11 protein-coding genes are annotated in these 13,044 nt (G+C 69.1%); 3 read left to right on the top strand and 8 right to left on the bottom strand.

The features are described 5' to 3' along the window. Positions 1-99: 99 nt before the first annotated feature. The gene (locus VZC37_RS19160; RefSeq protein ID WP_330434712.1) at positions 100-1,026 is read right to left on the bottom strand and encodes an RluA family pseudouridine synthase; all 927 of its coding nucleotides are present in this window, start codon (positions 1,024-1,026) and stop codon (positions 100-102) included. After that, positions 1,019-1,627, bottom strand: coding sequence for a signal peptidase II (lspA, locus tag VZC37_RS19155; RefSeq protein WP_330434710.1), 609 nt, complete (start codon positions 1,625-1,627; stop codon positions 1,019-1,021). Before lspA ends, VZC37_RS19160 begins: the two co-directional genes overlap by 8 nt. 54 nt (positions 1,628-1,681) lie before the next feature. Here lspA and VZC37_RS19150 point away from each other — a divergent pair, with 54 nt between their 5' ends. After that, positions 1,682-2,605, top strand: coding sequence for a hypothetical protein (locus VZC37_RS19150; protein ID WP_330434708.1), 924 nt, complete (start codon positions 1,682-1,684; stop codon positions 2,603-2,605). 100 nt (positions 2,606-2,705) lie between these two features. Here VZC37_RS19150 and VZC37_RS19145 read toward each other — a convergent pair whose 3' ends face one another. Then, positions 2,706-3,248: a WKL family lipoprotein gene (locus VZC37_RS19145; protein WP_330434705.1), complete on the bottom strand. Its 543-nt coding sequence runs from the start codon at positions 3,246-3,248 to the stop codon at positions 2,706-2,708. A 277-nt stretch (positions 3,249-3,525) separates the two neighbouring features. Here VZC37_RS19145 and VZC37_RS19140 point away from each other — a divergent pair, with 277 nt between their 5' ends. After that, complete coding sequence (locus tag VZC37_RS19140) at positions 3,526-4,482, top strand: asparaginase (RefSeq protein WP_330434704.1); 957 nt, start codon at positions 3,526-3,528, stop codon at positions 4,480-4,482. 25 nt (positions 4,483-4,507) lie between these two features. Here VZC37_RS19140 and VZC37_RS19135 read toward each other — a convergent pair whose 3' ends face one another. Together VZC37_RS19135 and VZC37_RS19130 are read right to left on the bottom strand one after the other, a co-directional pair. Next, a complete protein-coding gene (locus tag VZC37_RS19135) occupies positions 4,508-5,902 on the bottom strand; it encodes a DNA polymerase IV (protein WP_431309457.1) in 1,395 nt (464 codons plus the stop codon). Between the two features lie 104 nt (positions 5,903-6,006). After that, complete coding sequence (locus VZC37_RS19130; protein ID WP_330434699.1) at positions 6,007-6,456, bottom strand: nitroreductase/quinone reductase family protein; 450 nt, start codon at positions 6,454-6,456, stop codon at positions 6,007-6,009. A 112-nt stretch (positions 6,457-6,568) separates the two neighbouring features. Here VZC37_RS19130 and VZC37_RS19125 point away from each other — a divergent pair, with 112 nt between their 5' ends. Continuing rightward, on the top strand, positions 6,569-7,270 hold the full coding sequence (locus tag VZC37_RS19125) for a TetR/AcrR family transcriptional regulator (protein WP_330434695.1): 702 nt from the start codon (positions 6,569-6,571) through the stop codon (positions 7,268-7,270). 171 nt (positions 7,271-7,441) lie between these two features. Here VZC37_RS19125 and VZC37_RS19120 read toward each other — a convergent pair whose 3' ends face one another. The 3 genes from VZC37_RS19120 to ileS form a co-directional block, all read right to left on the bottom strand. Next, complete coding sequence (locus VZC37_RS19120) at positions 7,442-8,344, bottom strand: RNA polymerase sigma-70 factor (protein ID WP_330434694.1); 903 nt, start codon at positions 8,342-8,344, stop codon at positions 7,442-7,444. After that, complete coding sequence (locus VZC37_RS19115) at positions 8,341-9,534, bottom strand: NAD(P)/FAD-dependent oxidoreductase (protein WP_330434692.1); 1,194 nt, start codon at positions 9,532-9,534, stop codon at positions 8,341-8,343. The genes VZC37_RS19120 and VZC37_RS19115 overlap by 4 nt, the downstream gene beginning before the upstream one ends. Before the next feature lie 83 nt (positions 9,535-9,617). Then, positions 9,618-12,842, bottom strand: a complete 3,225-nt coding sequence (ileS, locus tag VZC37_RS19110) for an isoleucine--tRNA ligase (protein ID WP_330434690.1) — start codon at positions 12,840-12,842, stop codon at positions 9,618-9,620. Positions 12,843-13,044: the final 202 nt, after the last annotated feature.

Genomic DNA, 13,044 nt, shown 5'->3' with positions numbered 1-13,044 from the left:
GGGGCGCGGTGTGTCGGACCGGCGTGTCGGGCGGCCGGGGTTCCGTCGGCGGGATTCCGGGTTCTGTCGGCGCGATTCCGGGTTCTGTCGGCGACGGGGTCAGGCGTCGCGCAGGACGTCGAGCGCGTGCTGCAGATCGGCCGGGTAGGGACTGGTGAACGTGACCTGCCGTCCGTCGGCGGGGTGCGCGAACGACAGGGACCGCGCATGCAGCCACTGCCGGGCCAGGCCGAGGCGCTGGGCCAGCACCGGGTCGGCGCCGTAGGTCAGGTCACCACAGCACGGATGGTGCAGGGCCGCGAAGTGCACCCGGATCTGGTGGGTGCGCCCGGTTTCCAGATGGATGTCGAGCAGCGATGCCGACGCGAACATCTCGACGGTGTCGTAATGAGTGACCGACGGCTTGCCGGTCGCGGTGACCGCGAACTTCCAGTCGCTGCCCCGGTGCCGCCCGATCGGCGCGTCGATCGTCCCCTCAGGCGGATCGAGGTGGCCCTGAACCAGCGCGTGATACCCCTTGTCGACCTCGCGATTCTTGAACGCGCGCTTGAGCAGCGAGTACGCCCGTTCCGAAACGGCCACGACCATCACTCCCGAGGTGCCGACGTCGAGACGCGAGACGATGCCCTGACGCTCCTGGGCACCTGAGGTGGCGATCCGGTACCCGGCCGCCGCGAGCGCTCCGACCACGGTCGGGCCGGTCCAGCCCTGCGACGGGTGGGCGGCGACCCCGATAGGCTTGTCGACCACGATGATGTCCGAATCGTGGTAGATGATGTCCATTCCCTCGACCGGGGTCGGCTCGATCCGCAGCGGTTCCTCGGGCTCGGGCAGCGTGACGTCGAGCCAACTGCCCGCGGTCAGTTTGTGCGACTTGCCGACCGCGACGCCGTCGACGGTGACGTCGCCGTCCTCGGCGAGTGCGGCGACCACCGTGCGCGACAACCCGAGGACACGGGACACGCCGGCATCGAGTCTCATCCCGTCGAGCCCGTCGGGTACGGGCATCGATCGCGACTCACGCATCGGCATCCTCTGCGGCCGGCCGGTCGTCGGCGCCGTCCCCACCGGAACTCCGCCGTGCGGCCCACCCGGTGCGGGAACCGTCGTACTCGAAGCCCAGCAGCGACAGGGCCACGAGCAGAATCGCACCGCACACGACGGCGGAATCGGCGACATTGAACACCGGCCACCAGCCCACCGACACGAAGTCGACGACGTGTCCGCGCAGGGGGCCCGGTGACCGGAAGATGCGGTCGATGAGGTTGCCCACGGCGCCGCCGAGGACCAGGCCGAGCCCGACGATCCACCAGGCCGACCGCAGCCGGTTGCTGTACCGGATGATCCCGATCACCACGCACAGCGCCACGATGGTCAGCACCCAGGTGTAGCCGGACGCCATCGAGAATGCCGCGCCGCTGTTGCGCACCAAGGTCAGCGTGACGGCGTCGCCGATGATCTCGATCGGGTCCTGCGGGTCGAGAAACGCGACGGCCAGGGTCTTCGTCAGCAGATCGAGCCCGATGATCACGGCCGCGAGGGCCAGCAGGTTCCGCACCACTCGGCGGCTCTCGTGCCGCGACGACCGACCGCCGGAGTCCACCGGAGGAGATGTCGGTTCGCTCATGAGTCCATCATCCACCTCATCATCATCCATGAGCGCTCCCATACGCTGGCTGCCGTGTACCCCCGCCTCGCCAGACTCACCGTCGCGGCGGCCCTGCTGATCGGGCTGACCGGCTGCGGATCCGACGACCCGCCCACCGAAGCCGCCCCGTCGGGAACGACGGCCGGATGCACCGAGGAGTCCACATCCGGACTCGAGGGTGTGAATCTGCTGCCAGTCCCGCCGGCGAAGATCACGGTCCTAGACGCAGGCACCGGCGAGCGTCGACCGCCGGCCGCAGCCCCCGACCGGACCAGCCCACAGACGGTCACGCTCGAGACCACGTCGTCGGTGCGTTCGGCCGGCGACGATCAGACCCAGACCGTCCAGATGCCGCTCGACGCCGTGTTCCACTGCACGGACTCGACCGACCTGGAGATGACCCTGGGTTCGGTGACCTCGCCCGACCCGGCGCTTGCCGAGCAGCTGGAGCCGGTGGCCGGCTCGCGGGCCGGGCTCGCGATCGGGCCCGGATTGATGCCGATCTCGCTGCGTCTGCTACCCGCCGACGATGCCGGCCCCGAGGCGCGGCTGGCGGTCGAACAGACCCTGCTACAGGCACTGCAGATGTCGGTTCCGTTGCCGACCGAGCCCATCGGGATCGGGGCGCGGTGGCGCGTGGAACGCACCATCGACTCGGCGATGACGATCACCCAGCAGATCGACGCCACCCTGGCCGCCTGGGACGGCAACCGGATGACCGTCGACGTCACGGTCGAGGAGACGCCGGTGAACTCCGTGTTCGCGATCCCCGGCTCGCAGGACTCCCTGACCATCACGCGCTTCACCAACACCGGGACCGGGCAACTCACCCTCGACCTGGCTCGCGGCCTGCCCGTCTCGGGGTCGATCGAGCTCGGCGGGGCACGTGAACTCGTGGGGGCCGACCCGGCGCAGCCGCTACTGCAGCAGACCGGGCTGTCGGTCGCCTGGCGCTGACCGGCGCGCTCGTCGGAGGTCGGTGAACCCGGCGCAACGAGAAGGCCGGCGGCGCGGGCTCTCGCCCGCACCACCGGCCTCCGGTCGTACGATCCTCAGATCAGTTCGGGGTTCCCGAACCCGATGCGCCCTCGGTGCACATCGGCGTCTGCACGTTGTTCGCGGTGATCAACGGGCACACGGTGTCGCGGGAGAGCTTCCAGCGGCCGTCGGTGTAGACGATGCTCGCGTCGAGCGTGGTCGGCGGGTTGTCGGGCAGCTTGACCTGCACCTTCACCGACGCCTTGTTGGGTCCGGCCGGGATGACCGGCGGGAAGATCTCGTAGGTGACGTCCGGGTTGTCCTGCTGGGCCTTGACGAGTTCGTCGAAGATGGCCGGGTCCGCAGACGATCCCTCGACGAGTTCCGTCTTCTCCGAGTTCGGGATGTCCGGGTCGAGAGCCTCTTCGAGCATCTGGTTCAGTGTCGCGACCGACGGGCGCGTATCGGGGTCGGTCACCCCGCCGTCGCCGGACCCGGCATCTGCCGTCGCCGACGACACCGTCGGCACTGCCGGGACGTCGCTGTCATCGCTGCCGCAGGCGGCCACCGATGCCACCGCACCCGCGATCAACGCGGCGGTCACGATCTTCGGAAACTTCACCGAAAATTCCCCTCACTAGTCGTTCGTCCGGTCTGCGTCTTCGTCTCGCAGATCCCGGTGGATTCTGGACGCTCATCCCCTGCGGGGCCGCCAAAACTCCCACCACTATGCCAAACCGACGAGAACGCACCCAACATTCGATGCGGGTCGTCGCACGTCGGAACCGCAACGGTCGGGAGTCGCTGCGGGTTCCCGGCGCCCCGAGACCATGCGCCGCCCCGAGACCATGCGCCGCTCTGAGACCATGCGCCGCCCGGGGACCATACGCTGGGACACCATGACGGCCACCCGCATCGTCCTGATCTCGACCGGCGGCACGGTATCGGCCCGGGCGACCGCCGACGGCGCGGTCCCGGCCCTGTCCGGTCACGACCTCCTCGGCACGGCCGACGGCGACCGCCACGCGCTCGGCGAGGTCGAGGTGACCACGACGGATCTGATGGCCGTGGACAGCTCGGCGATGTCGGTCGCCGACCAGTTCGCCATCGCCGCCGCGGTACGTGACGCGCTCGCCGACCCCGCCTTAGCCGGGGTCGTGGTGACCCACGGCACCGACACGATGGAGGAGAGCGCCTACCTCGTCGACCTGTTCCACTCCGATGACCGTCCGGTGGTCTTCACCGGTGCGCAACACACGGCGGACTCGCCCACCTCCGACGGTCCGCGCAACATCGCCGATGCGATCCGGGCCGCCGCGACCGCCGACCACCGCAGTCGCGGCGTCCTCGTCGCGATGGGCGGCCGGCTTCTGCCGGCGCGTGGGCTGTTCAAGTCCTCCACCACCGCACTCGAGGCCTTCGACACCGTTCACGACGCCATACCGAGGGTCGTCCTCGACGTTCCGCCACCGGCCACCGGCCACGCCCGAGTCGACGCCTTCGGCCTCTATCCCGGCGTGTCCCCGGGACTCATCGCGGCCGCGATGAGTCAGCACGCGGCGGGAATCGTGCTGGCGGGCACCGGTTCCGGAAACACTCACCCGGACATCACGGCCGAGGTGAGCGCGGCGGTCCGGGAGGGGATCGTGGTGGTGGTGTCCACGCGGGTGCCCTTCGGTCCGGTGGTGCCGACGTACGGAGGCGGCGGGGGTGGCGTCGATCTCGAGCGCGCGGGCGCCATCGTGTCGCGCTGGCTGCGGCCACCGCAGGCCCGGATCGCGTTGTTGGCGTTGCTCTCCACCGGCGCCACGACCGACGAGGTCCGCGACTTCTTCGTTCGGATCGACCCCGCCTGACCCTGTTACGCAACGGTTCTGCGGATCAGTCGGCGTCCGCTGTCGGACGGACGTCGGGCCACGCGAGGCTGGCGATGGGATCCGCGCGAGCGAGAGCAGGATCGTCGACCGGGAACGTCACGGCCCGGCCGGGTCCGGTGGCCCGTGTCTCGAATCGCACCGTCACCACGCCGTGCCCGCTGCCCTGCACCCAGCCGTGGCCGTGTTCCGGGTGCGCCACGTCGGTCCCGGTCTCCCATCGCGGGGCCGCGGTCTCGTCTGGCGGTCCGTCGGTCGGCTCCGCGACATCCGGTTCGGGACCGGCGGTGACGAACGCCGCCTCCACGTCGTCGACGTCGCCGACCTCGACGACGGCACCGTCGAGGTGATCGTCCAGTTCGGCGAACAGCGAGAACTGCTGCACCGCAGTCAGTCCCGAGTATCCGACACCGACGAGACGGATCGGTCCGATGCTGCGCGGATCGAGGGCCAACCGCTGGGCCGCCGTCGAGAGCACCGACAGTTCGGTGGTCGCCGCGGGCAGCGTGGTCGACCGGGTGAGGATCGAGAAATCCGACCGCCGGAGTTTGAGCACCACGGTCCGCGCGCCCCGACCGTCGGCGAGCAGGCGTCGGTGCGCCCCCTCGGCGGCCGCGTCGATCGCGGGCCGGAGTTCGTCGAGGTCGACGAGGTCGCGGGGAAAGGTCGATTCGGCGCTGATCTGCTTCGCGGACGCCCGTTCGGTGACCGGACGTTCATCGACGCCCTGGGCCAGACGATGCAGCGCCGGGCCGAGCGTCGCCCCCAGCACCGAGACGACCTCGAGGTCGGACATCGCGGCGAAGTCGCCGATCGTCTCGATCCCGAGCCGATGCAGCCGGTCACCGGACACCGGGCCGATCCCCCACAGCTTGCGCACCGGCAGCGCGTGCAGGAACGCGAGCTCACGGCTGGGCGGGATCGCCATCACCCCATCGGGTTTGGCGAGACCGGACGCGATCTTCGCGATCTGCTTGCCACTGCCGAAACCGACCGACGCCGAGATGCCCACGGTGTCCCGGATCTGCGCACGCAGCCGTTCGGCGAATGCGGTCACGTCCTCGACGTCGGCGCCGGAGAGTTCCGCCGGCTCGCCGAACGCCTCGTCGAACGACAGCATCTCGATCACCGGTATGGCATCCCGCACCAGCCGGAAGACGCGGGCACTGACCACCCGGTACACGCCGCCGCGGGGCGGCAACACCACGACTCCCGGGCCCACGAGTCGTCGCGCCTGGTGCATCGGCATCGCCGACCGGGCACCGAATGCGCGCGCCGCGTAGCTGGCACCGGCCACCACTCCCCGACCCCCGGTGCCACCCACCAGCACCGGCCGGTCACGCAGGGTCGGGCGCGTCAGCTGCTCCACGGAGGCGAAGAACGCGTCCATGTCGAGATGCATCACCCACCGCGCACTGCGTTCGGTATCGGCGTGCCCGGGGTCGGCCACGGGCGGGACGGCGGAGTCCACCCCCGCATCGTATGCGGCCGCAGATCGGCGATTCCTCAGCGGATCTCGAAGACGGGCAGGTCGCCGACGTGCCGGGCGAGGGTGGCGTCGTCGGGCTCGGTTCCCATCCCCTCGGGCAGGAACCGCTTGACCTCCCATCCCCATTTGTCGAGGTAGGCGCGGATGATCGGCGCGCGGTCGGCCGGTGCCACCTCGACCAGCCGGATCGACCGGCGCCGACGGCCACGGCGCAGCTCCGCCGCGTCGTTCACCCGGGCGTTGCGCGCCCATTGGGTGTTGCCGCGCGGCGAGACCAGGTACTCGCGGCCATCCCACGGCATCGGGTTGACCGGGACGGTCTGCGGCGTGCCGGACTTGCGTCCGGTGACGGTCAGCGTCTGGGCGCCCGCGAGGTTCACCCCGCGTTCGACCAGCCAGCGGGCCACCCGATTGAATGCCGCATCCATTCCCTTCGGTCCGCGATAGTGCGCCTGAGCTGCGTGCATGATGAGTCTCCTTCGTGAGGTCAGAATCGAGAGCACCGCTCTCGATTCCCAGTGTGCGCGCCTCCGCGGGAAAATTCAAGAGCACTGCTCTCATTTGTGCGAAGATGTCCTCATGGCCACCACCACACGCGCCGCGAATCGGGCGGCGATGGAATCGGAGATCCGACGACTCGGCCGCGAGCATCTGCGCACCTACGGCGCCGCCGGCCTGTCCCTCCGTGCGGTCGCCCGCGATCTCGGCGTGGTGTCGTCGGCGGTGTACCGCTATGTCCCGAGCCGCGACGACCTGCTCACGTTGCTGCTGGTGGAGGCGTATTCGGACGTGGCGGACGCCGTCGAGCAGGCGATGGAAGCAGTCGCGCCGGAGCGTCATCGGGACCGCCTGCGAGCCGCGACCCGAGCACTCCGAGTCTGGGCAGTCGACGACCCGGCCCGGTGGGCACTGCTCTACGGAAGTCCCGTCCCGGGATACTCCGCACCCGCCGAGCAGACCGTCGAGCCCGGCACGCGGGTGATCGCGATGCTCATCGCCGAACTCGCGCGTGCCGAGGCCGACGGCGCCCTGCACTGCCCGGAGCCGGACCTGACCACCGGCCTTCGCCGCGACCTGGCGACGATCCGTGACGAGTTCGGGCCGGAACTGTCCGACGCCGGACTCGTGGTGGCCACCACGCTGTGGTCGACGACCATCGGCGCGGTCGGTCTCGAGGTGTTCGGCCAGTACGGCACCGACACCTTCGCCCACCCGGACGCCCTGTTCGACGTCGTAGTCGGGAACGCCCTGGCCCCTGTCGCCGAGGCGCCCCGCGAGTGAATGCGGGTGCTAGTGTCCCGCACCGGAAATTCGTTGATGATTTCGACGCCCAGGCGGCGCCTCGCTTCGTTGGCGTCGTCGCAGGTACATCCAGTACCCGCCTCCTCCGCCGCCTCGCGATGCATCCACCTGGACCGCCGAACTCATGAAACGAATTTCCGGCGCGAGACACTAGCGGGCGATCGACCGCTCGGTCTCGATCCCGGTCAGTTTCTCCGGATTCCGCATCGCATAGATGTCGCGGACGACCCCGTCTGCGAGATCGAGCACGAACACGCCCTGCAGGCATCCGTCGAAGTAGATGCGCATGCCGGGCAGGCTGTTGAAGATCCCCGCCTCGAGCCGGAAGTCGTCGTACGTCGACCCGACCCGGTTGAAACCCGACAGCAACCGCGCCACGGCCAGCGCGCCCTTGATCGGCCGACGAACGGCGTTCGCCTTCCCGCCCGAATCGGCGGTGAACACGACATCCGGCGACAACATGGTCATCAGCTGCTCGACGTCCCCCGACGACGCGGCCGCCAGGAATGCCTCGGTCACCTCGGCGGTGCGCGCAGAGTCCACCGGTTCGAAACGGTGACGACGGGCGTGCACGTGCGCCCGGGCGCGGTGCGCGATCTGGCGCACCGCCGCCACGGACTTGCCGACCATGTCGGCGATCTCGTCGTGGGAGAACCCGAAGACCTCCCGGAGCACGAAGACGGCGCGTTCGTCGGGTCCCAGGCTCTCCAAGACGACCAGCATCGCCGTCGAGACCGATTCCGCGAGAACAACATCCTCGGAGGCGTCGCGCTCGTCGAGCAGGATCGGCTCGGGCAGCCACGGCCCGACGTACTGTTCCCGTCGCCGCGCCGATGTGCGCAACGAGTTGAGAGCCTGCCGGGTCACCACCTTCGCGAGGTAGGCCTTGCTGTCGGTGACGGCGTCGAGGTCGACGTCGGCCCACCGCAGATAGCTCTCCTGCACGACGTCGTCGGCGTCGGCGGCCGAACCGAGGATCTCGTAGGCGACGGTGAACAGCAGTGGCCGTAGTTCGGTGAACCGTTCGACGTGGGCGTCGGTACCGGCAGTCATCCGGCCGCCTCCAGGCGCGCGGGTTCGGCGGCGTCGCGCGGCCGACCGAACGACGGGGTCGCACCCGGGTGGCGGCCTTCGAAGCGAAGGCCCAGAATGACGCTCCGGCAGACCAATTCCTTGATCGCCGCGGCCGTTCTCCCGGAGATGGCGGCTTCGACCGGGGTGTCGTCACGTCGCGTCGGCTGGACGACGGCGGCGTGCCGGCCCAGTGAGGTGCACTGCCCGAGGAACGCGAGTGCCACCGGCTTCGGTTGCGTGCCGGCCAGTCTGGCGCGGACGGTGTCGCCGGCGTGCGGACCGAGCTGATTGGCCGCCTGGCAGCTCATCCGGAACGATTGCCCCGACGGCGCGACGGAATCGCCCGCGCCGACGATACGTGGATCGTCGACGCTGGTGAGGGTCTCGTCGGTGACGAGTCTCCCGATGGCGTCGATGGTCAGACCGCTCTTCGCGGCGAGGTCGGGAGTCCCGAACCCGGTGGCCACCACCGTCGTCGCACTCGGCAGGATCGCGGTCGACTCGCCGGCGGACACCGTCACCGTGTCGGCACCGATGCTGTGCACCCGGTGGTTCTCCAGAATCTCCACGCCGAGCTTGGTCAACCGCCGCCGGGCGATGCGTCGCGAACGGTTACCGAACGACGGGGCAAGCACGCCGCGGCACACCAGACGAACCGACCGTCCGGCGTCGGCGAGCTCGGCGGCCATCTCGATCCCGGTGAGCCCGCCGCCGATGACGGTGATCGACGCGTCCTCGGCGACCTCGGCCAGCCGGGCACGCAGTCGCTCGGCGGCCTCCCATTCGCCGATCGGATAGCCGTGTTCTTCCGCACCCGGAATCGTGTTCGCGGACAACGCGGTCGAGCCGACGGCGTAGACCAGCTGGTCGTAGTCGAGCGTGTCACCGCCGGCAAGCTCGACCCGACCGCCGGCCACGTCGATGCGGGCGGCGGAGTCGACGACCAGACGCACGTCGGGACCGAGTACCTGGTCGAAATCGTGCTCGGCCTCCCCGGTTCCGGTGGCCCATTGATGCAGCCGGATGCGGTGGACGAAACGTGGGCGCGGGTTGACCAGCACCACGTCGGGTGCCGGTTCGGTACCTGCGCCGGCGATCCGGTTGGCGGCCATGGTCCCGGCGTAGCCTCCGCCGAGGACGACGACCCGCGGGCGTCGAGTGGTCTTCATGGGTTGCTCCTCTCGAAAAAGGTGGACAACCTCTGAGACACCGTACGCCCGCGGGACGTGACAGCGAGTGACTCAGATCACACTCAGGCGCGCGCCACCTTCGTGACGTCCGCGCTGACCCCGTCGCCGAGTTCGACGCCACCCGCCGCACCGGCTTCCGCGTCCACGACGTCGAAGGAGACCGCGAGCACCTCACCGGCGATCAGATCGGCGTGCGTCCGTGCCCAGTCGGCGCGGTTCGCCGGCACCACGAGCCGGACGCCGATCCGATCGGAGACGTCGAGACCGAGAGTGCGCCTGGCGTCCTGCAGTTCGCGGATGCGGTCCTTGGCCCAGCCCTCGGCCTCGAGTTCCGGGGTGACGGCGGTGTCGAGGACCACCAGACCGCGCCCACCGGGCAGTTCCGCGGTCGAGTCCGGCTCCACGGCGACCAGGCGGCGGGTGTACTCGCCGTCGTGCAGTTCGATGCCGTCGGCGACGACCACCTCTGCGCCGTCGGACCCGGCCTGCACCGACCAGTCACCGCCCTTGACCGCCTTGATGGCCCGCTGCACGTCCTTGCCCAGGCGCGGACCCGCGGCCCGTGCGTTGACCGCGATCTCGTACCGGCCGTACAGGTCGGCGTCGGTCGCGAGGGTCACCGACTTCACGTTCATCTCGTCGGCGATGAGATCGGTGTAGGGCGTCAGCTGTTCGGCGGTCGGCGATGCGACGGTCAGCCCCGGCAGCGGCAGCCGCACGCGCAGCTTGTTGGCCTTGCGCACACTCGAGGCCACCGAGCAGACCTCCTGCACCTCGTCCATGGCCGTCACCAGCTCCGTGTCCGACGGCAGTTCGTCCGCGGTCGGCCAGTCGGTCAGGTGCACCGACCGGCCACCGGTCAGCCCCCGCCAGATCGCCTCGGTCGCCAGCGGGAGGAGCGGCGCGGCCAGACGCGATGCCACCTCGAGCACCGTGTACAGGGTGTCGAAGGCGTCGGCGTCGCTGTCCTGTCCCACCCAGAAACGGGCCCGGGAGCGACGCACGTACCAGTTGGTGAGCGACTCGACGAACTCCCGGTACGCCTCGCAGGCCCCGGCGACGTCGAAGACGTCGAGGGCCTCGGTCATCGTGTTCCGGGTCGCCGACAGCTTCGCCAGGATGTACCGGTCGAGCACGTGCGTGGAGTCGGTACGCCACGTCGCGGGCCGTTCGGCGTAGAGCTGCAGGAAGCTGTAGGCGTTCCACAACGGCAGCAGGGCTTGGCGGACGCCTTCCCGGATGCCGCGTTCGGTGACCACCAGATTGCCGCCGCGCAGCACCGGCGACGCCATCAGGAACCACCGCATGGCGTCGGAGCCGTCGCGGTCGAACACCTCGTTGACATCGGGGTAGTTGCGCTTGGATTTCGACATCTTCTGGCCGTCATCGCCGAGGACGATGCCGTGGGCGATCACGCTCTTGAACGCCGGACGGTCGAACAGCGCGGTCGCGAGTACGTGCAGGTTGTAGAACCAGCCACGTGACTGCCCGTTGTACTCGACGATGAAGTCACCCGGATTGTGCGGCAACTCGCCGGTCTTGGGATCACCGTCGAACCAATCGGCGTTCTCGAACGGGTAGTGCACCTGCGCGAATGGCATCGAACCGGATTCGAACCAGCAGTCGAACACCTCCGGCACCCGGCGCATCGTCGACTTACCCGTCGGATCATCGGGATTGGGCCGGGTCAGTTCGTCGATGTAGGGGCGGTGCAGATTGTCCGGCCGCACGCCGAAGTCCCGTTCGAGTTCGTCGAGGGAGCCGTACACGTCGGTCCGCGGATACTCCGGGTCGTCGGAGATCCACACCGGGATCGGCGCGCCCCAGAAGCGGTTCCGGCTGATGTTCCAATCACGGGCACCCTCGAGCCACTTGCCGAACTGACCGTCGCGGATGTGATCCGGCGACCACGTGATCTGCTTGTTCAGCTCGAGCATCCGCTCCTTGATCGGGGTGACCGCGACGAACCACGACGGAACCGCCATGTAGATCAACGGCTTTCCCGACCGCCACGAGTGCGGATAGGAGTGCTCGATGGTCTCGTGACGCAGGATCTTTCCGATCGCCTTGAGGTCCTTGATGATCGCCGGGTTCGCGTCGAACACCATCTGACCCTCGTAGGGCGGGACCTGCGCCGTGAACTTCCCGCCCGGGTCGAGTGGCTGGACGACCTCGATGCCGTTGGCGGTCGCGAGGTCCATGTCCTCCTCACCGAAGGCGGGCGCGAGATGCACGACACCCGTACCGCTCTCGGTGGTCACGTAGTCGCCGAGCAAGATCCGGTGGGCGTTCGGGTGGCCGACGAAGAAGTCGAACGGCGGGGTGTAGGACATGCCCGCGAGCTCGGCACCGCCGTAGCTGTGCACGATCTCGGCGTCCGGGATCTCCTTGGCATAGGCGCCCAACAACGCCTTGGCGAGGAGGTAGTCCTGGCCGTCGGATGCCTTCACGTGCACATACTCGACGTCGGGATTGACCGCGATCGCGAGGTTGGACGGCAGCGTCCAGGGGGTGGTGGTCCAGATCAGTGCGTTCACGCCGTCGAGTTCGGGATGGGCGTCGTCGCCGACAAGCGGCATCCGCACGGTGATCGCGGGGTCCTGACGCATCCGGTAGGCGTCGTCGAGCTTGCTCTCCTGATTGGACAGCGGCGTCTGCTCGTACCAGCTGTAGGGCAGGACGCGATAGCCCTGGTAGATCAGTCCCTTGTCGTGCAGCCGCCTGAACGCCCACATCACCGACTCCATGAAGTCGAGATCGAGCGTCTTGTAATCGTTGTCGAAGTCGACCCACCGGGCCTGGCGGGTGACGTAATCGCGCCACTCGCCCGTGTAGCGCAGCACCGAATCGCGGCAGTAGTCGTTGAACTTCTCCATGCCCATCGACTCGATCTGCGACTTGTCGGTGATGCCGAGCTGGCGTTCGGCCTCGAGTTCGGCGGGCAGACCGTGGGTGTCCCAACCGAATCGGCGCTCCACCCGCTTGCCACGCATCGTCTGGTACCGAGGTACCAGATCCTTGACGTAGCCGGTGAGCAGGTGGCCGTAATGCGGCAGCCCGTTCGCGAACGGCGGTCCGTCGTAGAAGACGAACTCCTCACGGTCTGCGCGGTTCTCGATCGAGGCGGCAAAGGTGTCGTCGGCGGCCCAGTAGGACAGCACATGCTCTTCCAGATCGGGGAAGGACGGTGCGCCGCGGGTTCCGCCGGTCATGTCGATCACGGGATAGACCCGGGCATCGGCGGATGCATCGGCGTCCTGGGGGTGCAACGGTGGGGTCTGCGCCATGGTCGTCTCCTCGTGCCTGGCATGTCGTGACTGCTCTGGCACGGGGACGCACACCTGTGGTCGACGACCACTCGATCCGCGCGGTACCACCCCGCTTGCGGCGACGGTCCGATGGATCCGTGCGCCGCCACTCTCCGGCTCACGCCTCGCGCGAACCCACGGCTGTCTCGGGCCGCTCCCGCCCGGTTCTACTAGGGGGTGC

The organism is Gordonia sesuvii (assembly GCF_036350415.1).
GTDB classification, from domain to species: domain Bacteria; phylum Actinomycetota; class Actinomycetes; order Mycobacteriales; family Mycobacteriaceae; genus Gordonia; species Gordonia sesuvii.
This window is presented reverse-complemented; position numbering and strand designations above follow the sequence as displayed.